The 23,201-nt window shown below is 66.0% G+C and carries 14 protein-coding genes and 1 pseudogene; 4 read left to right on the top strand and 11 right to left on the bottom strand.

The window, feature by feature from the left end:
* The first annotated feature begins 6 nt into the window (after window positions 1-6).
* Together ACM9HJ_RS05380 and ACM9HJ_RS05375 are read left to right on the top strand one after the other, a co-directional pair.
* Complete coding sequence (locus ACM9HJ_RS05380; RefSeq protein WP_416570672.1) at window positions 7-1,251, top strand: TetR/AcrR family transcriptional regulator; 1,245 nt, start codon at window positions 7-9, stop codon at window positions 1,249-1,251.
* A 138-nt stretch (window positions 1,252-1,389) separates the two neighbouring features.
* Window positions 1,390-2,712, top strand: a complete 1,323-nt coding sequence (locus tag ACM9HJ_RS05375) for a phytase (RefSeq protein ID WP_416570671.1) — start codon at window positions 1,390-1,392, stop codon at window positions 2,710-2,712.
* 18 nt (window positions 2,713-2,730) lie between these two features.
* On the opposite strand, the gene ACM9HJ_RS05370 is transcribed toward ACM9HJ_RS05375, so the two are convergent.
* Together ACM9HJ_RS05370 and ACM9HJ_RS05365 are read right to left on the bottom strand one after the other, a co-directional pair.
* Complete coding sequence (locus ACM9HJ_RS05370) at window positions 2,731-4,449, bottom strand: GH39 family glycosyl hydrolase (protein ID WP_416570670.1); 1,719 nt, start codon at window positions 4,447-4,449, stop codon at window positions 2,731-2,733.
* A gap of 83 nt (window positions 4,450-4,532) precedes the next feature.
* A complete protein-coding gene (locus ACM9HJ_RS05365) occupies window positions 4,533-5,015 on the bottom strand; it encodes an Lrp/AsnC family transcriptional regulator (RefSeq protein WP_416570669.1) in 483 nt (160 codons plus the stop codon).
* A 271-nt stretch (window positions 5,016-5,286) separates the two neighbouring features.
* On the opposite strand from ACM9HJ_RS05365, the gene ACM9HJ_RS05360 reads away from it, so the two are divergent.
* Window positions 5,287-6,621, top strand: coding sequence for an APC family permease (locus tag ACM9HJ_RS05360; protein WP_416570668.1), 1,335 nt, complete (start codon window positions 5,287-5,289; stop codon window positions 6,619-6,621).
* A 49-nt stretch (window positions 6,622-6,670) separates the two neighbouring features.
* On the opposite strand, the gene ACM9HJ_RS05355 is transcribed toward ACM9HJ_RS05360, so the two are convergent.
* The 4 genes from ACM9HJ_RS05355 to ACM9HJ_RS05340 all read right to left on the bottom strand — a co-directional run bounded on the left by ACM9HJ_RS05355 (window position 6,671) and on the right by ACM9HJ_RS05340 (window position 13,987).
* Window positions 6,671-8,788 carry an amidohydrolase family protein gene (locus ACM9HJ_RS05355; protein WP_416570667.1) on the bottom strand — a complete coding sequence of 706 codons (2,118 nt, stop codon included), beginning with the start codon at window positions 8,786-8,788 and terminating at the stop codon, window positions 6,671-6,673.
* The gene (locus ACM9HJ_RS05350; RefSeq protein WP_416570666.1) at window positions 8,785-9,732 is read right to left on the bottom strand and encodes an ornithine cyclodeaminase family protein; all 948 of its coding nucleotides are present in this window, start codon (window positions 9,730-9,732) and stop codon (window positions 8,785-8,787) included. The genes ACM9HJ_RS05355 and ACM9HJ_RS05350 overlap by 4 nt, the downstream gene beginning before the upstream one ends.
* Before the next feature lie 58 nt (window positions 9,733-9,790).
* Complete coding sequence (locus ACM9HJ_RS05345; RefSeq protein WP_416570665.1) at window positions 9,791-12,757, bottom strand: TonB-dependent receptor domain-containing protein; 2,967 nt, start codon at window positions 12,755-12,757, stop codon at window positions 9,791-9,793.
* 84 nt (window positions 12,758-12,841) lie between these two features.
* Window positions 12,842-13,987: a pyridoxal phosphate-dependent aminotransferase gene (locus ACM9HJ_RS05340; RefSeq protein ID WP_416570664.1), complete on the bottom strand. Its 1,146-nt coding sequence runs from the start codon at window positions 13,985-13,987 to the stop codon at window positions 12,842-12,844.
* 259 nt (window positions 13,988-14,246) lie between these two features.
* Between ACM9HJ_RS05340 and ACM9HJ_RS05335 the strand changes: the two genes are divergently transcribed.
* Window positions 14,247-15,947, top strand: a complete 1,701-nt coding sequence (locus ACM9HJ_RS05335) for a hypothetical protein (RefSeq protein ID WP_416570663.1) — start codon at window positions 14,247-14,249, stop codon at window positions 15,945-15,947.
* 252 nt (window positions 15,948-16,199) lie between these two features.
* Here the strand turns inward: ACM9HJ_RS05335 and ACM9HJ_RS05330 are convergent.
* From ACM9HJ_RS05330 to ACM9HJ_RS05310, 5 genes and pseudogenes are all read right to left on the bottom strand, one after another.
* Window positions 16,200-17,209: pseudogene (locus ACM9HJ_RS05330) on the bottom strand (IS110 family transposase).
* A 203-nt stretch (window positions 17,210-17,412) separates the two neighbouring features.
* Window positions 17,413-19,764 (bottom strand): 2-hydroxyacyl-CoA dehydratase, encoded by a 2,352-nt coding sequence (locus ACM9HJ_RS05325; protein ID WP_416570662.1) that lies wholly within the window; start codon window positions 19,762-19,764, stop codon window positions 17,413-17,415.
* Window positions 19,764-21,011 (bottom strand): CaiB/BaiF CoA transferase family protein, encoded by a 1,248-nt coding sequence (locus ACM9HJ_RS05320; protein WP_416570661.1) that lies wholly within the window; start codon window positions 21,009-21,011, stop codon window positions 19,764-19,766. The genes ACM9HJ_RS05325 and ACM9HJ_RS05320 overlap by 1 nt, the downstream gene beginning before the upstream one ends.
* Complete coding sequence (locus tag ACM9HJ_RS05315; RefSeq protein WP_416570660.1) at window positions 21,008-22,207, bottom strand: CaiB/BaiF CoA transferase family protein; 1,200 nt, start codon at window positions 22,205-22,207, stop codon at window positions 21,008-21,010. The genes ACM9HJ_RS05320 and ACM9HJ_RS05315 overlap by 4 nt, the downstream gene beginning before the upstream one ends.
* On the bottom strand, window positions 22,204-23,199 hold the full coding sequence (locus ACM9HJ_RS05310) for a CoA transferase (protein WP_416570659.1): 996 nt from the start codon (window positions 23,197-23,199) through the stop codon (window positions 22,204-22,206). The genes ACM9HJ_RS05315 and ACM9HJ_RS05310 overlap by 4 nt, the downstream gene beginning before the upstream one ends.
* Between the last annotated feature and the right edge of the window lie 2 nt (window positions 23,200-23,201).

Genomic DNA, 23,201 nt, shown 5'->3' with positions numbered 1-23,201 from the left:
GGTGCCATGAGAGAGCCAGCCGCATCCGTGCCGCCCGCGCGCCGCCGGGGGGACAAGCAGGAACGGTCGCAGCAGCGCCGGGCCGGAATGGTGGATGCCATCGTCACCCTCATGGCCCATCATGGCATCGCCGGCCTGACCCACCGTCTTGTGGCGCAGGAGGCCGGCGTCTCACTGGCGGCCACCACCTATTATTTCGACAGCAAGTTCGACATGGTCGCCGCCGCCTCCCATCAGGTTCTTGACGGCTATACCGAGGCTTTCCGGCGGGCGGCCCTGTCCGGGCGCAACGGATCGGTGCGCGAGTATGTCGTCCGGTTGCTGGTCAACGCCGTCGGGCGTGACCGGACGGGGGCGGCCTGTTGGGCGGAGATCATGCTGGACGCGCCGCGCCACGCGGAAAGCCTGGCCCTGGCCCGGGAATGGTTCGCCGGGCTGGTGGTGATCTGGCAGGATATCGCCCGGTCGACGCATGCACCGGATCCGCAGGCGACGGCCGGTTCCGCCATTGATGCCATGATCGGCCTGCTGTTGGCGGTGCTGGCCCTGGGGCTGACGGAGGAACAGGTCGCTGCCGTGATGCTGAAGGGCGCGCAGCCGCTGGATGCCTGGGCGCCGCCGGCCCTTGCCAATGATTTGCCGCCGCTCAAGCCCGGGCGCAAATCGGCCGAAACCCGGGACAAGATCATCGCCGCCGCCATCGCCATCCTGACAACGGACGGGAGTGCAGCTGTCACCTATCGGAACGTGGCACAGCAGGCGGGATTGGCGCCGGCGGGGCCGGCCTATCATTTTCCCACGGTGGACAGCCTGTTGGCCGCCGCCCAGGCACACTTGTTCGAGGATTCCAAGCAGCGCTACCGCGTAGCCGCCGCCATGGATAGCGGCCCACGCGACCTGGAACGGTTGATCGACCGCACGTCCGTGGTGTTCCTGCGCGAGGTGACGGCCTTTGCCGACCAGAACCTGGCGAATTTCACCGTCTGGCTGGAGGCGGCCCGGCGGCCGGAACTGCGGCCCATGGTCTGGAACAGCATCGCCGACCAGACACGGGCCTGGAAACATGTGCTGGCGGATATGGGTGTTGTGGTTCGGCCGCTGGATGCGCTGCTGCCGCAATGCATGTTCATCGGCAAGATGATCCGGCTGCTGGCCACCGGCTCCCCCATGCAGGCGCTGGAGACCGCGCGCCGTGAATTCGCGAGCGACCTGACGGCGCTGGCACAGGGGCGTTTCTGGCTTTCATCTTGAGGGCTATCGCCGGCGGGCGGGGCGAAGTTTCATAAATCCGTCAAATTGGTAGGGCGGAAAACGGTGATACATCCCCAGGACAGGGGGAGGGGCCACCACCCCCTGGAAGAATCCTTCAAGGAGTGGGAGACCCCGACCATGCGTGCGCTGATCCCGATTGCGGCCCTGCTGCTTCTGACCGCCTGCGGCAAGGAACAGCCCATGGCCTATGCCCCGCTTCCGTTGGTCAAGCCTGTGGCGGAGACCGCGCCCGGCATGCCCGACAGCGCGCAGAAGGGGGACGCCGATGATCCGTCCTTCTGGCTGCACCCGGATGATCCGGGCAAGAGCCTGATGATCACGGCGGTGAAGGGATCGGGCCTGCGGGTCTATGATCTTCAGGGCAATCTGGTGCAGCGCATCGATGCCGAGCCCGATGGCCGCTACAACAATGTCGACGTGGCCTATGGGCTGAAGCGTCCCGACGGCAGCAGCTTCGACATCGCCGTGGCCAGCGACCGTGGCCGCGACCGGCTGATGGTCTGGGCCATCGATCCGGCCAACCCCACCAGCCCTCTGACCGATATCACCGACCCCAACCAGGGTCAGGTCTTCCCCACCCGCCTGTCGCCCGACGGCAAGAGCGAGATCGACAATCCGGTGGCCGATCAGGTCAGCGCCTATGGTCTGACCCTGTGGCAGGACAAGGCCACCGGCGAGGTCCGCGCCGTGGTGGCGCAGCGCAAGGCGGCCCGCCTGGCCGAACAGCGGCTGGTGGTGAAGGCCGACGGCACGGTGGGCCACGAGCGCACCCGCCACTGGGACTTCCCCACCAGCCACAAGGGCCAGGATTTGTGGGCGGAGAGCGAGACCGATCCGGCGCAGGACTGGTCACCGCAGTTCGAGGGGCTGGTGGTCGATGCCGAGGCCGGCACCCTGTTCGCGGGGCAGGAGGATGTGGGCCTGTGGCGGGTAAACCTGACGACGGGCCAGGCCGAGGACAGGCCCTTCTATGAGACGCGCGGATCGGTGAAGAGCCCGTTCAACAACCAGGACAGCAGGATCGCCCGTGATGTGGAGGGGCTGGCGCTTTACCGTGGAGCCGATGGCACCGGCTATCTGATCGCGTCCAGCCAGGGCGATGCGCATGGCGATGGCGGCCATTCCGACAATGGCGGCTTGGATGACAGTTTTGCCATCTTCGAACGGGGCGGGGAGAACCGTTACCTGGGCAGCTTCCGGCTGACCGCCAACGGCCCCATCGATGCCGGTCAGGAATGCGATGGGGCGGAGCTGGTGTCGATCCCGCTGCCGGGATATCCGCAGGGGCTGCTGATGGTCCAGGACGGCTATAATGACGACCTGAACGGCTTGAGCGGCAAGCCCAACGCCACCAACTTCAAGTATGTCTCCTGGTCCGACGTCGTCGCGGCTCTGCCGCAGCTCACCGTAAAGGCCGGCGGCTGGACGCCGCGGCCATAGGCCCCTGATCGCCGCCCCCTATTCCAGGATCAGCAGCGTCACCCCCTGACGGACCAGCGTGAGGTCGAGCGTGGCTTTGCCCTTGGCCACGGACAGGGGGGCCAGGCTTTCGGAATGCATGATGGAGGCGGCTTCCAAAAGCTTGTACTGGTCCTGGTCGGGCGATTGGGGGGAGCCCATCTTCTGCCATTGCGTGTAGGCATTGGCCGTGTGCGGATCGACAAGATACCGCGTGACCTTCCGGGCCTTTGCCTTGCCCAACCCGTCCAGTTGCAGGCGGATGGCGGCATCGGGACCGGCCAGGTCATTGTCATTGTAATGCCAGATCAGGATGGCCAGTTCCGTGCCCTTGCGGGTGGCCATGACACCGACATCATTCTTCTGCGTCACCCCGGCCATCATCTCGTCCAGCGGCACCTGGGCGCTGCTGGTGGCGGCGATGCTGTCAGGCCCCAGCTTGGCATACATGCGGAAGACATTGAGCACGGGCAGGTCGATACCGTTGCTGGCCAGCTGCCGGTATCCGGCGAACCAGGGCTGGTCCTCGAAGGTGAAGGCCCAGGTCAGCACCCCGTCGAGATTGACCTTGTGCCGCTCCGCCAGCTCCCAGATGCGGGCGAAGGAGGCGGCGGTGTAGCTGGAATACATGGTGCCGTTGCGATAGCCGTTCTGCGGGCCGGGGCAGGCGGCGCAGCCTTCCGGATCGCTTTCGCCGATGACGATGGCTGTGTTTTTCAGCGCCGGGACGGCGGCGATCTTCCGGAAGCCGTTATCGACGGCCTTCAGATGATTGACCATGCCCATCTGCACGTAACCGCCCTCGGGACCCTTGATGAAGGTCGGGCTGCCCTTGGCATGGAAGGCCAGGAAGTCGGTGGGGGTTCCGGTCTGGCCTGTCGCATGGTTGGTGCCCGACACCACATGCTTCAGGAAGCCATCCATGAAGGCCCCGCCGGAGCCGGCCACATCCGGGCCGCCGACCTTGGCCTCGGGCAGGGCGCGTTTCACCCCGGCGATGGCATAGTCATGCGTCTTGTAGAATTCCTCTGGCGTGCCCTTCCAGTAGGAGGGGCCGTTGGGTTCGTTCCACACCTCGAAATACCAGGTCAGAACCTCGTCCCGGCCGTATTTTTCCACATTATGCTTGGTCCATTGATAGACCAGTTCCTCCCACTTGCCATAATCCTTGGGCGGATAGTTCCAGCCGCCTTCGATCAGCTCATACTTGAATCCGGGCCGCCAGCTATGGCGATAGGGCGTGCCGGCGGGGGCGGATGACAGCGCCTCCGGCATGAAGCCGATCTGGAGATAGGGCCGGACGCCGCGCGCCAGATAGCTGTCGATGATCATGTCGGTGATCATCCAGTTGTAGATCGGCTTGCCGTCCTTGTCCTCGGTATAGGCGTTGGTGCTACCCCACTTGAACGCGGCGGTGCCATCGCCGGTATTCAGCAGATTATGGGCGCGGAAATAGACCTGTTTGGGCTTCAACTCCCCCAGATGGGCAAGCAGCTTCTGCCCGTCCTTCATCGTGGCGTAATTGGGCTCGTCGGCGCCGAAGAAACGCCAGACGGGCTTGAGCGGGCCTGTGGTCTTCGAAGCATCGACCTGGATCGTCACGCTGATCGGCTGTTCCGGCCTGTCCGTGCCGGCCATGACCGGCTGGCCGGCCAGGGCCAGGGCGAGGCAGGCAGCGGCCGGCAACCGCCAGGACGTGAAGGCACTGTTCTTGAGCATGTTTCCCCCGATGATTTGATCGGGTATTATTTATATGATTTTATGCCAACAATGCTATGGCTGATCGGGGAATGGTTCGAGGCTCAAAGCGCCTTGGCACCGCGCAGCGGCAGGGCGGTGGTGTATTTCAGTTCCTTCAACGTCACGGTGGATTGCACATCCACCACGCCGGGCAGTTTCAGCAGCACATCGAAGATGAATTCCTGGTACCAGGGCATGGAGATCGCATCGATCTTCAGCATGATGTCCATCTCCCCGAAGATCGTGTGGCATTCCAGGATTTGCGGGGTCACTTCGATGGTGCGGATGAACTGCGCCCGCTGTTCGGGGGTCAGCGTCGTCATCTTGATCACCGCGAAGATGATCATGCCGGGGCCCAGCTTCTCCCGGTTCAGCAGGGCCACCTGTCCCTTGATATAGCCCTCCTCCTTCAGGCGCTGCAGGCGCCGCCAGCAAGGGGACTGCGACAGGCCGACCTTGTCTGCCAGCTCACCCGTGGAAAGCGATGCATCCTTTTGCAACTGCTCCAGGATGCGGATGTCGGCGGCGGTCAGTTCCTCGGACATGGGCGGCTTCCCTTTCGATGGGCATGATGATCCGGATTTTCCGGATAATGGAATTCATCCATTCGATCAACTGTCATTCATTGGTGTCAATTTTTCGAAAATTCCCAGGATCGGGTATAAAGCAGGTCGCCGGAGGTGCGGGGCGCCGTCCGGGGAAAGATACTTCCCGAAAGGCCCCAATCTCGCAAAAAACTCGCCGCGCGGATGCCCTATGTTGCGGTGCATGCCGGGTTGACCGGCAATCACGAATGGATGAGACCGGGAACCCGCGATGACCGACGCCAAGCCTGCCCCCGACCTGCCCGAACTGCGCCAGGGGATCGATCTGTGGGGGGTGGTGGCGCTGGGCCTGGGGTCGGCGGTGGGCGTGGCCATCTTCTCCGCCATGGCGCCGGCGGCGGCGCTGGCAGGGCCGGGCATGCTGGTGTCGGTGCTGGTGGGCGCGCTGCCCATCTTCCTGATCGCCATTTCCTACGCCTTTCTGGGCTCCACCCTGCCGGTCTCCGGTGCGTCGTATGAATGGCCGGCGCGGTTCGTCCATCCCAAGGTGGCGTTCGTCATCACCTGGCTGCGGCTGGTGGCGAATATGGGGGCGATGGTCGTGCTGGCGCTGGTGCTGGTGCGTTATCTGTCGATGATCGTGCCGCTGCCGACCAGGCCCACCATGTTCGCCCTGTTCGTCATGGCGCTGCTGGCCAACCTGTTCGGCGTGCATATCGCGGCGCGGGCGCAGAAGGTGCTGATGGCGCTGGTGGTGGTGCTGTTCATGGTCTTCATCTTCTGGGGGGCGGGAACGCAGGTCGATCTGAACAATCTCGCCCCCTTCACCCCCCATGGTTGGATGGCCGTGATCGCCGCCGCCCCCATCCTGACCGGCCTGTTCGCCGGGATCGAGGCGGCGACGGAGGCCGGCAGCGAGGTGAAGAACAGCCGCCGCAACATCCCCCTGGGTATCGCGCTGTCCATTGGGGTGGCCACCCTGCTCTATCTGGGGGTGGCCATCGTGGCGCTGGGCGTGCTCGGGGCGGACCCGCTGGGCGCCAGCGAGGCGCCGATCCTGGAGGCGGCCAAGCGTTTCATGGGGCCGTTCGCGGTGCCGCTGATCGTGGTGGCGGCCACGGCGTCGATCGGCAAGTCGCTGAACGGGTTGTTCATGCTGTTCAGCCGCTCGCTGTTCGCCATGGCGCGGGCCGGCGTCCTGCCGGCGGCACTGGCGCGGGTGCATCCCAAGTGGCAGACGCCCTATATGGCGCTGCTGACCGTGTTCGGCCTGGGCTGTGTCGGCCTCTTCCTGCCCATGGAACTGACCTTCCTGTTCCTGGCCGTGAACATTCCCAATCTGGTGAAGTACGGCACCATCTGCCTGGCTGCAGCACGGGTAACCCGCGATCATCCGGAATTGTACGAACGGGCCGGCTTCAAATTGCCCAAGGCCCAGCAGATCGCCGTGGCCGGGCTGGGTGCTTGCTCTGCCCTGGTGCTGATCGTGGTGGGGTTCGAGGCGGACTGGCGGCCCTATGCCATGCTGCTGGGGTGGGGGCTGGTGGGTGCGGTCTATTATGTGGTCAGCCGTCGCGGGCGGTTAGAGGCCGGAAGCCGGACATGAAAAAGGGGCGGATGCAGGTCCGCCCCTTTTTCATTGGTCTCCGCCGATATCAATACGCGGTCTGCACGCCATATTCGTGCGAATGATCATGCGGCCCGACCGGCAGCGCATCGGCGCGGCGGGCCGGGGTGTCGGGCAGGGTAACCGTCGGCGGTGTCGCAAAGGGCCGGATGCCTAACGCTTCCAGGATTTCCGCCGGGTAATAGACCGCCCCATCCTTCACCACCATGCGGATGCGGCGGATGGCACCCAAATTCTCCAGCGGATTGCCGTCGATCAGGAAGAAATCGGCGAGCTTGTCCTTGGCGATGGAGCCCAGGATCTGGTCGCGCTTCATGTACTGTTCCGGTCCCAGTGTGCCCATGCGCAACACATCGGCCACGGGAATGCCGGCCTTGGCGTAAAGCTCCAGTTCCCGGTGCAGGGACAGGCCGGTATGGTCGTCCGTGCCGGGCAGCAGCCTTATGCCATTGTCATGGAACAGCTTCAGCACCTCCAGCACCTTGGCGAAGCCGGCCTGATAGGCGGCATCCTCCTCCGGTCCCTTGATCGGGGCGATGGCATTCATGCGGCGGCGCTGCAGCCCGATGGGCAGATGGTCGATATAATCGGCCACGCAGGGGCAGGGCACCCGGTTGCGGCTGAGCATCAGCAGTTCCAGCGTCACCGCCGTCGGGTCATGGGCGATGCCCTTGTCCACCATCGCCTTCAGGGTCTTGCGTACCGCCGGGCCTTTCAGATCCAGATCACCCGTGCGGGTCATGGCCGTCAGGCGCAGGGGCGTGCGCGTATCCTCATCGGGCTTCAGCACCCAGCCCAGCATCACCTGGTTGATATGGGTGACCTCGCCATAGCCGGCATCGATCATGGCATCGGCATTGGTGAAGGCCGGGATATGGCCGGTCACACCCAGCCCCAGCCGTCGGGCTTCAGCCGACAAGGCCGGCACCCAGGCCGGGTTCATGGAATTATAGACCTTGATCTGCCAGTAACCGCGCGCCGCGTACCAGCGCACCGCGTCCAGTGCCGCCGCCTCGCTATCCATCACGATGCCGTTGCGGGCGGAGAACGGGCTGCGGCCCTCGACAAAGCCGTTGCGCACGATGCGCGGGCCGGCGACCTTGCCTACCTCGATCTGATCGGTCAGGCCCAGCAGCACATCATTGCTGTTGCCCATGTCGCGCACGCTGGTGACACCGGCGGCGATATAGAGCAGGGCCGATTGCAGGCTGACATGGGCGTGCATGTCGTGTAGGCCCGGCATCAGCGTGCCGCCCCCGCCCTCCACCAGCACCTCGCCCGGCGTGGCCGGGCTGTCCAGCGGCTCCACCGCGGAGATGCGATTACGGAAGGTGACGACGGAGACGGGATCGGACAGTGTCCCCGTCTCCGGCTGGAAGACCCGGACATTGCGGATGCGCACGGGCTGGTCGAAACGGCGGGCCAGCCGCTGCTGCAGGGCCACGTACCGGTCGGCCTCGATCTTCTCCGCCGCGTGGCGCAAGCTGTCGGCCGCCGCCTCATGCCCCTCGCGCACCACCACGCCATTGGCGGAGATTTCGGCGAACAGGCTGCCATCCTTGTCCAGCAGGATGATGGCGGGTTCCAGATCGATGCCCTTGATCAGATAGGCATCCAGCTTCAGCGCCTGCTTACCCTCACCGGCCGTGACCTTGCCCAGGCTTTCCAGGCTCAACTCACCCGCCGGCAGGACGGGGATGCGCCGGTCCTTGTCCTTCAGCAGGGCGCGGGCATAAAGGCCCAGCGCCCAGGGGCTGGCATATTGGCCGACATAGAGCTGCTGGCCGGCATCGGCCGTGCCGTCGCCCATGCTGTCGGTCCAGGCGGCCTTGGCCCCATCACGGGTGAAGCGTTCGGCCACCGGGCTGCCGAAGGTGGAGGTACCGTCCAGCGCCCATTCCACGGGCAGGCCGGTGGCACGGTCCAGTACCAGCCTTTCCGCCATGGTCGGTCCACGGCCGTTATTCTTCACGTCATGGCGGATGGCGATGCGGTTGCCATCGATCTCCGCCTCCACGAACCCCACCTTCTCGCCCCCGGCGATGACGCTGAGCCGTTCGGTGCGGGCGGTGGCCGGGTGCGTCAGCAGCAGTCCGGCGATCATCGTGCCGGCCAGCATGCCGGCGCGCAGCAGGGAGGATGTCATGGTTCCAGGGCTCTCCGGTAAAGATGCGCTGCGGCAGCCAGATCCTGTACGGCGTGGCCCAGCGATTTATAGGCGGTGATCTGTTCATCGCTCTGGCGGCCTTGGATGCGGCCCAGCAGCACCTCGCCGATCTCCGCCACGATATGGCTGTCATCGACCAGCCCTGCGGCGCGGGCGGCCAGGAATTCGGCCGCCGCCAGCAGGGCGTTGGCGCGGCTGTCGGCGATGTAGCGGCAACGGCGGACCAACTCGCCATCCACCTCCACCGGGCCGGGTACACTGGACCCGACAAGGTTCACATGGGTGCCGGGCCGCAGCCATCCACCGCGCAGGACGGGTTCGCTGGCGCCGGTCAGGGTGCAGATGACATCGGCCTGGGTGACGGCCTGGGACAGGTCGGTGACGGCGGAAATGCCGGTCTCAAGGGCCAGCGCCTCGGCCTTGGCCGCATCACGGCCCCAGACCATGATCCGCTTGAAGTCGCGTACCAGCGGCAGCGCCTTCAGATGCGTGCGCGCCTGTCCGCCCGTACCGATCAGCAGCAGGCTCTTGGCATCCGTGCGGGCCAGGGCGTCGGTGGCCACGGCCGTGGCGGCGGCGGTGCGGATATGGGTGATCTCTTCGGCATCGGCCACGCAGACCGGGCGGCCGTCAACGGGATCGAACAGCACCACTAGGCCGCGATGGCGGCGGATGGTGGGGCGGTCGGGCTCGGGAAACACACTGATCAGCTTGGCGCCGAACATGCCGTCGTCGCCCAGGGCCGCCGGCATCTGGCCGAACAGCCGCCCGCCGCCCAGGTCGATGACGCCGCGCGGCAATTGTCTGGTGATCCCTGCGGACAGGGATTTCATCGCATCCCGCACCATGGCGATGCAGCCGGGATAATCCAGCCCGGCCCGCACGGCGGCGGCATCCAGCATGACCAGACCGTCGAAACCCATGCCGCCCTCCAAGATGTGAAATGCCGGGCAGGTCTTGGTAGACCTGCCCGGCCGGGTATTACCAGATGCTGGCCTTGGCGCCGATGAAGAAGCTGCGGCCGATGATGTCGTAGCTTCCCACATAGCCCAGCGGATAGGAGGGTTCGCGGTCGAAGACGTTGGTCACCCCGGCCCGCAGCGTCAGATTGTCGTTGACGACGTAGCTGCCGGTCAGGTCATGGCGGAAATAATCGCCCACGCCCAGGATGTCGCGATCTTCCGCCGTATAGGTGACGTTATAGACGGCGGAACTCAGATAGTTTGTGGTCCAGGCCAGACCCAGGGTGCCGTCGGTATAGCCGACGCTGAACCGGCCCTTCCATTTCGGGTTGGTGTATTCCCCGTTGGAGCTGTCCAGGTCGTAACCCAGGCCGGAGACGGAGGTTTCCAGCTTGCTGGTATATTGCAGCATGGCGTTCAGGTTGATCTCACCCGGAATGGCCGTGACGCCCACATCCTCCAGCGCGAAACGGTAATCACCGGTCAGGGTCAGCGCCTCGAAATCGGTATAGCCGGCATTGACGTAACCCAGCAGCGCATCGATCACCTGGCCCGCCGCATCGCGGGTGATGCGGCCGCAGATCGCCGGATCGGGGTTCGGGCTGTCATAGCAGGTGGAGAAGATGGCCGTCAGATCGAAGGTGGTGATGGCATCCTTGATCTTGATGTCCACCCAGTCGGCGGTCAGCGTCAGGTTGGGCACGAAGGACGGGGTGATCACCGTGCCCAAGGTCCAGCTGTCGGCCACTTCCGGCTTCAGGCCGGCATCGCCGCCATTGGTCACGGCGCGCGGCACGTTGGAGATCAGCGAGGTGAAGCTGGCACCGCTGGCCAGCCCGATCTGACGATAGAGGGCGGCGCAGTTGGCCAGCCGCGCGGTCGGGTTGGCACCGCCATTGACATAGCGGCTGTCGCACGGGTCCTGGCCCGACGCGCTGATCGACGAGCGCGGCAGGAACAGTTCCAGGGCCGAGGGCGAACGGAAGGTGCGGCTGTTGGAGGCGCGTACCATCAGGTCGGACGTGACCTGCCAGCGTTCCCCGATATTCCAGGCCGTGTCCGTACCGGTCAGCGAATGGTCGATATAGCGGATGGAGCCTTCGATCTCGAAATTGCGGACCAGCGGGATGTCCATGTCGCGGTCGATGACCGGGACCAGCAGCTCGCCATAGAATTCGTTGGTGTCATAGGAACCGCGCGCCGGGATGACCGGCACGTCGCGGCCGATGCCGTTGCGGGAATTGTCGTCGGGGCTGAACACCGACTTCTCATAGCGATGTTCGAAACCGATGGCGGTGCGCACTTCACCGGCCGGCAGGGAGAAGATGTCCCCGCCCAGGTTCAACGTGCCAACGGCCTGATCCAGGGAATAATCCTGGCGGAACAGGGCGTTGATATAATCGCGCGCCTCGTCGCTTGGCGCGCCATAGCCGAACAGGTTCAGCGGCTTGCAATTGGCGATATCGACATTGGTGGAACCGGGATTGTCGCGGGTCACGCGGCAGACCACCTTGCCCGAGGCGTCCTTGACGGCATCGACGGCATTGGTGAAGCGGGCCTGATTGACCTTGATGGTGCTGTAATGGCCGCCGGTATGGCCATAGACGCCGCTGGCGTTCCAGAAGAGCTCCCGCTCGCCCAGGTCGAAGGTGCCGTCCAGGCCCAGCACGGCGCGCTGGGTGTCGGACTTGGCGACGGTCTGTGCGTCGTCGGGCAGCACATCGTCCAGCGCACGGCTGAGGAAGAAGGCCGTCCGTCCCTGTGCCGCCAGCACCGAACGGGCCTGATCGGTCAGGAAGCCGTTTTCCGTGGTGATGCGCAGGGCGGCCGACGAACCGGTCTGCAAGGTGGTGTTGAACTCACCCTGGTTGGCCGGCTCCGTGGCATCCACCCAGGAGGCGGAGCCTTCGAAGCTCAGCTTCACCCGCTCGGTCAGGTCGTAATGGCCGTTGATATAGGCGACGTTGCGTTCCACCGGCGACACCAGGGCCGTCACGTCGGCCAGGCTGTAGCCCTCGCCGCCCGAGGCATAGGCGAAGGTGTAATAGGTGCCGACATTGTAGGGCACGATATTGCCGTTGGCATCGAACCGGGCGCGCACGCGTTTGGTCGGGTCATTCGGGTCCGGGATGGTCAGGGCCAGCGCCGGCACCGGGGCAGGGGCGGTGAACAGCACGCCGTCGCGGTTGAATTCCGAAAGACGGTGGTCGTTGATGGTGATGGCGGCGGGACGCCCGTCACTGGGGCCGGTATTGGCGGCATTGCCCGGCGTGGCGGTGGCGCGCGCCGTGGCCGCCCGGTCGGTGTTCAGCAGCCCGCGTTCGCGCGACCGTTCATAGGCGAAGGTCAGGTTGCCGCGATCATTGTCGAAATTGCCGCCGACGATGGCCGACACGCGATAGGTCTCGTGGTCGCCGCGATCGCTGATGCCGGCCTGGGCATCCACCTCGGCCCCTTCGAAATTGTCCTTCAGGATCAGGTTGACGACACCGGCGATGGCGTCGGACCCATAGACGGAGGCGCCCGTGGCCTGCACCGTCTCGATCCGCTTGATCATGGCGGCGGGGATGTTGTTAAGGTCCACCTGGTTGCCCGGGCTGGCGCCATCGGTGGACAGCGGGTTGGACGACACGAAGCGTCGGCCATTGACCAGGGTCAGCGTGCGCTGGGAACCCAGGTTGAACATGTTGATATAATTGCGACCGACGCTGTTGCCGGCCTGGTCGCCGCGCGGCGTGTCGGAAATGCCGATGGACGGCATCTCGTTGATGGCCTCGGCCGCCGTCTGGAAGCCGCGATTATTGATCACCGCGCCATCCAGGGTCTGTACCGGCTGGCTGGTGGTGGTTTCGGGGCGCGCGATGCGCGAACCGGTGACCACGATCTCCTCAAGCTGGAGAGGTGCGCCGGTATCCTGTGCCCGGGCGGCACCCAGGGCGGTCAGCGAAATGCCCGTCATCAGGGCCAGGGCCAAACGTTGCTTCATCTCTCTTATGCTCCCCCTTCGAAGCTCTCATCCTGTTCAATGCCGGCTTGGACGCCGGCGATGTTTGGTTTATGCGCGGCCCTTTCAGGGCCTTTCCCCCCGTAGCAGGGCGTGCAGGCGCCCCATTCCCCTATCCAGCCGGTCCGCATCGGCACCGAAGCCGATGCGGATGTGCCGTCCGTCGCCGAACAGTTCCCCCGGCACGGGCAGCACTCCCGCCGCCTGCCAGAGATTGTCCGCCACCTGTCGGCCGGTCAGCGGTATGGTCAGGCGGGGGAACCAGATGCAGCCCTGCGGCGGCACGTCGCCTTCGATCAGCCCGTCCACCCGCATGGCGGCGGCATGGGACAGCAGCACGGGCCGGGTCCGCTCCAGGATCGATTGCCAATGCGCGTCGAAGGCCGTGCTGTCGGCCATGACCTGCGCCGCCAGCGCGTGGGACAGTTTGCAGACGCCCAGGTCGCGATTGGCATGATGGGTGCGCAGCCGCGCGATCAGCCCTGCATCGCCGGCCACCCAGCCGCATTTCAGGCTGAACAGGCCATAGAGCTTGGTCAGGCTGTTCACCGTCACGATGTTGGGGGCCAGCGTGGCGGCGCAGGCGCCGGGATCGGCGAAGCCGCGATAGACCTCGTCCACGATGACCAGGGCGCCGAACCGGTCGGCCAGGGCCGCGATCTCCAGCAAGCGGGCATCGGGCAGGTGACGGCCCGTGGGATTGTGCAGGTTGGTTAGCAGCAGCAACCCGGCCCCGGCGGCGAAGCCGCGTTCCACCTGTTCCAGGTCGATATCGTAATCGGGATAGGCACGGTCGACGAAGCGCACATCCGCCCCGGCCTTGGCCGCCAGGATAGGCAGGATGTCGAAGCAGGGCTGCTCCACCAGCACCGGCCTGCCCGGCACCACCAGCATGTCCAGCAGCAGGTCCAGGCCGCTGATCGCCCCCGTCGTGGTCAGCACCATGTCGTCGCTCAGCTCATAGCGGGCGGCGATGGCGGCGATCAGCTGGGGATTGCCGGAACCGAAGACGCTGACGAACCGGTCGCGCAAGCTGCCCGTCAGGCCGCCTTGCAGCAGGTCGGACAGCAGGGAAGCCGGCTCCGCGATCGTGCTGTCGAACAGGACGATGCTGTCCGGCCGTCCGCGCACCTTGCGCGCCGCCTCGATGGACCATTGTGTATAAGTGGGCGCATCGGACGGGTCCGCGACGCCTGCCTTGGTGAAAACCAACCTCTCGCCCTCCGTCTGGCGGAACGGTTTTCCCCGTGCGCCAACTGACATGTCGATCTGGAGGTAAGGTTAGGCGGTCGGACGGGATTAAATTCGCCTGTCTTTGCCAGCGATGCGGGCGGGCGGGAATGTTTATGCGCAAAGCCGACCCGGTTGCGGTTGGATATTTCCCGAACCCGCCCGAACCGCCATTGCGGCGTTCCCGGCACCTCCCCGATCATGGAACCATCATGGATGCGAACCGGAATAGGGTGTCTTGATGCGTGCTTTCCTGCGGCCGACCCTGCTGATCACCACCATCGTGGCGGCCCTGCCGGCCGGGGCGGCGGATGCGCCCGACCTGTCGCTGGTGCTGAAGCCGGGGGCTATCGACGCGTCGGGCCTGGTGCCCTATGTCGATGTGGAATTAACGCTGTCCGACCTGAATGCCTCGGCCTCCACCCCGCTGTTCCGCCTGCCCATCGTCGCTAGCAATGTCGTTACCGTCGCCAACGACATTACCGGCCTGACCGTGACCGATGCCAAGGGCACGGTGCCGGTGGCCAGCAGCGACAAGCCGGAAAAGGGCCTGACCGCCCACCGCGTCTGGACGGCGGGGCGGGACGTGGCGGGCCCGGTGACGGTGCGCTACCGCGCACCCATCACCAATGCACCCTTGGTGCGCGGTGCGGCCCCGCCCTTCAACCTGCGCAGCGAGACGGGTGGCTTCTCCGCCGCCGGCAACGCCTTCCTGATCCTGCCCGCCGATGGTGAGCGGCATTACGACGTCACCCTGCGCTGGGACCTGTCGGCCCAGCCCAAGGGTGCCACTGGCCTGTCCAGCTTGGGGATCGGCGACGCCACCCTGGCCGACCAGCCGGCGGAAAGGCTCAGCGATGCCTATTACATGGCGGGCACGGTCGGGCTCTATCCGGCGTCGGGTCGGTCGGACGGCTATTTCGGGTCCTGGCAGGGCAAGCCGCTTTTTGACGCCGCCGGCCTGCTGGCCTGGGGCGACAAGCTGCACGCCTTCTATTCCCGCTTCTTCGGTGACAGCACGCCCGGCGCCTATGGCGTGTTCATGCGGCCCAATCCGGTCAATCCCGGCGGCGGGGTGGAGTTGAACAATTCCTTCGCCCTGACCTTCGATGACAAGACCGACCTGGACGATCTGAAGCTGACCCTGGCGCATGAGATGCTGCACACCTGGGTCAATTCCCTGGACGAGCCGAAGGGGTTGCTCTCCTCCTGGTTCGGGGAGGGGCTGGCCGTGTTCTACCAGCGCACCTTGCCCTATCGCGCCGGCATGATCGACGCTGACCAGTTCGTGGCCGACCTGAACCAGCATGCCGGGCGCTATTACACCAACGCCCTATCCGGCACGCCCAATGCCGATATTCCCGCCCGTTTCTGGGCCGACACGCGCATCCGCGTGCTGCCCTATGACCGGGCATCGCTCTATTTCGCCAAGATCGACCATGAGATCCGCACGAAGTCGGGCGGCAAGCGCTCCCTGGATGACTTGGTCCACACCATGCTGGGCTGGCGCAAGGCGGACCGTTCCCTGACGCAAGGTGACTGGGAAGGGCTGGTCAAGGCGGAGCTGGGCGACAAGGGGCTGGCCGAATTCCACGCCATGATGAACGGGGCGCAGGTCCTGCCGCCGTCGAACGCCTTCGGGCCGGAATTCCGTCGGACAACGAAGAAGTTGCGCCGCTATGAGCTGGGCTTCGCCCCTACCTCCCTGACCGCCAACCCGCGCATCGTCTCCGGCCTGATCCCGGGCTCCGCCGCCGACAAAGCGGGCCTGCGGGATGGGGACGAGATCATGCGCCCCGTGGGCCAGGACGGGTTGCAGGGCCGCCAGGAGGGTTGGCTGGTGCTGGATGTGAAGCGGGGAAATGACCGGTTCGAAATCCGATACCAGCCGCGCGGGGAGACGGTGGATGCCTGGCAGTGGGAACGCGTGCAGGGGAAATGATACCATGTGTGGACGGCCCCTTGGGCACAAGGGGTAGGCGAGATGATTTGTTCGGGTCGATTGCGTTCATGTGTCCGGCCTGTTTGTGCGGCACATGACCGCTGGCCCAGATGGGTTCCGCCAAGCGCCTTCCAAGCAACGGTGCGACCTTTTGGGGCCACAGGTATTAACGGAATGTGTCGCCTGTCGGTTCGACCTGTTCACATCTTATCGCTTTGCACTTGTTCCCGGCACCGGCGCGCGGGCGATGTCTCAGGCGGTTGCCGGCCTGTAGGCTTCCCCCGTGCGCATCATGGCCCACAGGATGCGGGCCATCTTGTTGGCCAGAGCGACGGCCACGAGCTTTCGCGGCTTTCGCTCCAGCAATTGCAGCAGCCAGGGCGAGGCGGTTTTGCTGCCTGGCCTTGCATGTCGGATGACGGCGGTGGCGCCGACGACCAGCAATTGTCGCAATCGCTCATTGCCGGCCTTGCTGATGCGTCCCAGCCGCTGCTTGCCGCCGGTTGAATGTTCCTTGGGCGTCAGGCCCAGCCAGGCGGCGAAATGCCGGCCGGAGGCAAAATGCTGCGGGTCCACGTCAGGGCGAAGGTGATGGCGATGGCTGGGCCCACGCCGGGCATCTCGGCCAGCGAGCGGCTGACTTGACTGGCCTTGTGCAGGGTCAGCAATTCGGCCTCCAGGGCATGGATTTGCTGGTGCAGGTGGTCGATATGCTCTTCCATGCGTGCGAACAGGGCGCGGGCCACCGCCGGTATCGTCTCATCAGCGGCCAGCGTATCCGCCAAGGTCTTCACCTGCGCCGTGCCCTTGGCGACGACCACGCCGAACTCGGCGGCATGACCGCGCAGGGCGTTGATCACTGCGGTTCGCTGGCCCACCAGCAGCTCACGGTGCTTCAGGATCATGGCGTCGGCCTGCTGTGCCACGCTCTTCACCGGCACCGAACTCATGCCAGGCCGGGAGGCTGCCTCGCAGATCGCCGCTGCATCCGTCCGGTCGTTCTTCGAGCGCTTCACGAACGGCTTCACATATTGGGCCGGCAGCAGGCGCACGCGATGGCCCATGGCGCTCAGAACCCGACCCCAATGATGCGCCTCGCCGCAGGCCTCCAGAACCACCTCCGTGGCTGGAACCTTGCTGAAAAACGCCTCAAGCTCGCTGCGCTTCAGGTTGCGCCGAAGCACGGGCTGTTCCTGATCATCGACACCATGCAGCGTGAACACATGCTTGGAAATGTCGATCCCTATCCGCTTATAATCCATCTGGGCGGCTCCCGATGTTGGTGTCTGACAACCCAACTATGGCACAGCGATGCCGGGGGGCCGTCCACCCTAACAGCGGTCGAAATGTTTGACCGTTGGTACGACGGCGATTGCCGCCGCGCAGCACGTGCCGCGTAGCCAAGCCCACGGATGTGGGCGCCGGCGGCTGAGGGGCATGATCGGGCATTCGGGCGCAGACTTGGTCATCCCAGCATTTCGATGAACCCGGTGATGGCGTCATTCACCGCCGCCTCATCGGCCCCTTCCTGGTTGTAATTATCCAGGTCCAGGCGCAGGATGGGGATGCTGGCCTCCTCCAGCGCGCGCAGCACGAACGGGTCGGCATCGGCCAGCGCCACGGCCCCGTGCACACCATGGATGCGGGCATCGCGCACATGCCAGGCGCCGGCCCAGGTCGGCATGCGCAACTCGTCCCCCATGGTCACGAACCGTGCGGCCAGTGCGCGCATCGGGTCGCGCCCCCGGTCGTGCCGGCGGATATAGCCGTCGGCCGCCAGCGACAGGTACATGGAGCATACGAACACAGCCCCGTGGCTTTCCTCCCAGCGCTGATAGAAACCCATATCGCTCCACAGCCCGCGCCCCACCCACATCAGGCGCACGCGCTCATTGGGGCAGGCGGCTTCTCCCGCCGCCACGCGGGCCGCCACCTCGTCATACAGCGCCTTGGCCGCATCGCGGGCCCAGACAGAACCGCGATGCCATTGCGGCACCATGGTGGCCGGCATGGTGTCGACGATGCCGACGGGGGCGGGATGGCTGGCGGCGATCAGGTCGCGGGTGCGGCGGTACCAATCCTCCTGCTCATTCACCAGATCCATGACCTGCGCGAACCGTCCGGGATCGAACCGCCGGCCAGTGGCCGCTTCCAATGCCGCCACCTGCGCCCGCAATTCGCCTTCCAGCAGGTCCAGCCGCTCGGGTTCCAGATGCCTGTCCCAGTCGTCTGGCAGGTCGTCCCACCAGTCGACGGGAATGGTCCAGCGGCTGTCGAAGCTGCGTTGATAGAGGAACAGGTCGGCCCCGGTCTCATCCGCCCAATGGCGGAAGATGCGGGCCGTGGCGTCGGTTCCGATCACGGCAGCCAGGAAATCCGGCCTGGGCAGCCCGCCCCAGGGGGCGTTCTGCGCATCCGCATCGAAGGTCGCGGCCAGGCCCTGGGCGCTGTAGGCCTCGACATCCGCCGGATAGCCCCGCTCGCGCAGCAGGCCGAAATAACGGCCGGACTGCTGCTTGGCGGCGACGATGGACGCCCACCATTGGTTCACCACGAAGGGGATGTCCAGGGCGCGCAGGATTTCCTGCGGCGCGTTGGCATTGACGACGGCTAGTGGGGATCCCGCCGCCACCTGCTCGCGCAGTCCCGCGAACCAGTCGCGTTGGAACTGTCCGAAGCTGGCCACGGCGGCCAGCGACTTGCGGCTGCGCGTCGGCGGTTTCAGCGCGGCACGGCCACCACCGGCACGGGCGGGGGACGGGGGCGGACTGGGCGCCGGCGGTGTGGCTGGAGCTGCGGGATCGGCCAGGAACGCCGCCAGGGCAGGGGGCATCGGGCTGGTTCCGTCCCAGGTGACGGCCAGGAAGGGCAGACCCGCATCGCGCAGCACCTTCACATCCCAGGGGGAAGCCTCGTCCCCCGGCCTTGTGACATGCAGCAGCGCTTCGGCGCCGGTGGCCTGCGCCATGGCAATCACCGACGCTGCGTCATCCGGCGCGCGGCGGACCATGGGGGCGGGGTTGCCGCACCAGCCCCGGCCCCAATCCTGGGTCTCTCCCGCCACCAGCGCCCCGGCCGCTTCCAGCGCATCATACAGCCGGAAATCCTCCTGTGTGCTACCGGTCAGGAACAACCTGTGCTTGGCTCCGATCACGGGCGGCGGATCGGTCAACAGTGCCGACAAGGCGGCTTCGGCCTGATCCAGCGGCAACAGTGACGCCCCTACCACCAGCCGCGTCGCTTCCGCCCCCGTCAGCCGCCCGGCCGGCCGCAGATCCAGCACCCGGCCCAGCAATACACGCAACCGTACCTCATCGGCCTCTGCCGCCGCGACATCCCCGACCGGGGCGCCGATCCCGGCCAGCCAGTCGTGCAGCTGCGCCAGCCGCTTATCATTATACCGCGCCACGCCATCGCCGGGTCCGTACAGCCGATCCAGGAAATGCACCGGCCCCAGCCGTCCCCCGGCATCGCGCGCCAGTTCGCGCAGTGCCGCGAAGACCTGCGGCTGTTCATTGTCGGCACTGGTGATCAGCACCGGGTCCGGCTGCGCCCCATCGCCCACCAGCTGTTCCAGCAACGACTTGCCGCGCAGGGACAGGCCGGCTCCGCCCATGATCGCATCCATCATCGGCGTCGGTGCATGGGTGGGCACCAGCCGGACGGGCAGCAACCCAGCCGCCCGCACCAGGGCACGCGGTGCATCCACGCCCAGCATCCGGATGGGCCGTTGCCCCTGAAGCCGCAGCGCTTCCAGTATTCCGGCGGGATCGTCGGCGGAGGATAGCAGGAGGGCGAGGGCCGCGTGGCGCGCCATCAGATCACCCCACGCGACTTCAGGCCGGCTAGCTGTTCGGGCGAATAGCCGGTCAGCCGTTCATACACCTCGCCATTATGCTCCCCGATCGCCACCGGCAGCACCGGGTCGAAGCCGGTGCGCGCGCCAGAGAACAGGATGGGGATGCCGGCCGTGCGCAGGTCGATGTCGGAACGGTAGCTGGGATGGGCGATGGGCACGGTCTCCTCCCGTGCCACCACGCGCGGATCGACCAGCGCATCCTCGGGATGGCGGACGGGGGCCACCGGTACGCCGTGGGCCTCCAGCGCCGCCACCACATCGGCCACGGGCAATTGCCGCGACCAGGCATTGATGCGCGCCTCCAGCGCCACGGCATTGGCGACGCGGGCGTCGCGGGTGGCGAATTGCGGGTGCTGAAGCAGTTCCACCTGTCCCATGGCGCGGAACAGGCCGGCGGCCAGCTTGTCATGCACGGCGACCAGCGCGATATAGCCGTCGGCGCATTCGAACACGCCAAAGGGCGACAGGCGCTGCACCGTCAGGCCGGTCCGGGACGGCATGCCGGCCGCCGCCATGGCCGACCAGTTCTCGATCGCCACAAACGACGTCAGCGCCCCCAGCATCGACACGTCGATATGCTGGCCCACTCCGGTGCGGTGGCGCTGTTCCAATGCGGACAGAATGCCGATGACGGCGAAGACCGGGGCCAGCATGTCGGCCATGGGCACACCCATGCGCACCGGCGGTTCCCCGGGCGCGCCCGACGTATACATGGCCCCCGACAAAGCCTGGATGATGACATCCATGGCCTTGCCGCCCTCCGCCCCGTTGGCACCGAAGCCAGAGAGGGAGCAATAGATGACGCGCGGGTTGGCTTCCTTCGCCGCCGCGTACCCCACGCCCAGCCTGTCGGCCGTGCCGCTGGTGAAATTCTCCACGACGATGTCGCAGCCCTTCACCAGATCGGCGAACACACCCTTCGCATCCGGGTGTTTCAGGTTCAGCGTCACGCCATATTTGCCGCGCGCGCGGGTCAGGTGGGAGATGGAGATATCGTCGTCATGCCGGCGTTCCACGACGACACCGTCGCGCCCGACATAGGGGCTGTTCTCCCGCGCCAGATCGCCGCCGACCGGGTCCTCCAGCTTGATCACCTCCGCCCCCAACCCCGCCAGCAGCAGAGTGGCATAGGGCCCGGCCAGGGCGCGGGTCAGGTCCAGGACGCGCAGGCCTTCCAGCGGGCGCTGTTGATTGGTCTCGCTCATGCTCTTGATCCTTGTCCGGCGGATAGCGCGCCCTTGTCGCGCAGCGCCTGGATGTCGCTTTGGGAGAGGCCGATGCCGGCCAGGATGTCGTCGCTGTCGCCACCGGCGATGTGGGCCGGCTGTGGCGGAGCAGGGGGCGTGTCGGACAGACGGATGGGCAGGCCGATATGCGGGGCCTTGCCGCCGCCGGGCAGATCGACCTCGAACACCATACCGCGCGCCCGGTTATGCGGGTCGGCCAGGGCGCCCGGTAGATCATGGATGGGCGCGAACTGCGTGTCGGCTTCGCCCAGCACGGCCAGCCATTCGGCCAGGGTTTTCGTGCGGAAGATGCCGGCCAGTGCCTCGGCGATCTCTGCCCGCCGGCCGATATCCATCTGTGCTGCCGCGAAGTCAGGCCGCCCCACCGCCGTGCAGAAACGTTGCCAGTATCGCGGTTCCATGTCGGTGGTGGTGATGAACCGCCCGTCCGCTGTTTCCCAGATGCCGCTATCCGCGCGCCGCTTGCCGCGTCCGGGCACGTTGGACAGGTCGGGATTGCGGGAAATGGTGCTGGCCACCAGGGCGAGCGACGCATCGGACATGGCGACATCGACATGCTGGCCCTTGCCCGTCACACCGCGCGCGATGATGGCCGACAGGATGCCGATGACGGCGTTCGATCCGCTCAACAGGTCGGCCACCGGCACGCCGGGAAAGCTGGGCTTATCCGCATCCTCCCCGATGCGCGACAGGGCACCGGCGATGGCCAGTGCCACCGGATCATGCCCCGGCTTGTCCCGGTACGGCCCCGTCTGGCCGCACAAGGTCACCGACGCATAGACCAGCCTGGGGTTCAGCGCCAGCATGGCGGCGGGGCCGTAACCCATGGCCTCCATCACGCCGGGCCGGTAATCCTCCACCAATATGTCGGCGTTGGCCACCAATGCCCCGATCACCGACTTCGCTTCTTCGTGACCGGGATCGATGACCAGGCTGCGCTTGTTGCGGGCATAGATGTCGCGGGCGCGCAGGTCGGCACGGGCGTCGGGCGACAGCTTTTCCCAACCGAACACCTGCGCCTGCTTGGCCAACTCGCGCGGATTCTCCACGCGGATGACATCCGCCCCCAGATTGCCCAGCATCCAGGTGCAATACGGGCCGGGCAGGAACTTGGTGAAATCCACGAGCGTCAGGCCGGAAAGCGGGCCGTTCATCGCACGCCCTCCCGGCTGGTCTGGAACAGGGGGCCCGGCACGCGGATGGTGCGACCAGACACTGGATCGGCGAAATCTTCGAACGCCCCACGCGCCGCATGATGCGGACTGGACAGCACATCGTCGGGCTGATCGATGGCCGACAGGCCCATGCCGGTGCGGTTTGACTGCTCGGCCAGGAAGGTGCGGCTCTTGGTGGCCAGGAAGGCGGCAACCACCCCCTCCCACGCCTTCAGGGTTTCCTGTGGCAGATCGGCGACCAGGATAGTGTCCCAATCCACCTCGGCCAGCGGTCCGGCCATATCGTCGGCCCGCATCAGGGCGACCATGGCCCGCATCATGCCGGGATTGTCGACCAGCGCCCAGGTGACCCAGCCATCGGCCACCTTCCACACCTGGTTCACGCCCGACTTGCCCCGCACCAGCAGATTGCCGGTCCGCGCCCCCACCTTGCCGGCCCAATCCCACATCACCGGTTCGCGGTAATTGGCCAGCACGGCGGATTGATAGGCCGAGACGGTGACGCGCTGTCCCTTGTCCTTGCGGGCATGGAGTGCGGTCAGCGCCCCGATCACCGCCTGGATGGCCCCCAGCGCATGGGCCTGCTGGCCGGGCAGGCGCAGCGGTTCCCGGTCCGGATCACCGCCGATATGCAGCAGGCCCGACCGCGCCATCAGGGTCAAGTCGGTGGACGGCCGGTCGATGGCGGCGAACGGCGTCAGCACCACGTCGATCAGATGCGGATGATCCGCCGGATCGACACCGCTCAGCGGCCCGTTGCGCAGCAGGATGTCGGCGCCTTGCAGCAATGCCGGCAGATCAGCATCGTCCAGTGCTACAGTGCGCACATTCCTGGTCCAGACCGGATCGGCAACCTCGCCAGCCGCCGAGACCAGCCGCGTCACATCGGCCCCTAATTGTGCGAACATATGGCCAGCCAGAACACCCATCTCGTCCGTGGCGTCGATGATGGTCAGATGGTTCAGCATCATCT

Origin of the sequence: Niveispirillum sp. KHB5.9, from assembly GCF_048066115.1 — a bacterium.
In the GTDB taxonomy this organism is placed as follows: Bacteria; Pseudomonadota; Alphaproteobacteria; order Azospirillales; family Azospirillaceae; genus Niveispirillum.
Note: the sequence above shows the minus strand (reverse complement) of the source record. Positions and strands in the feature narration are given on the sequence as shown.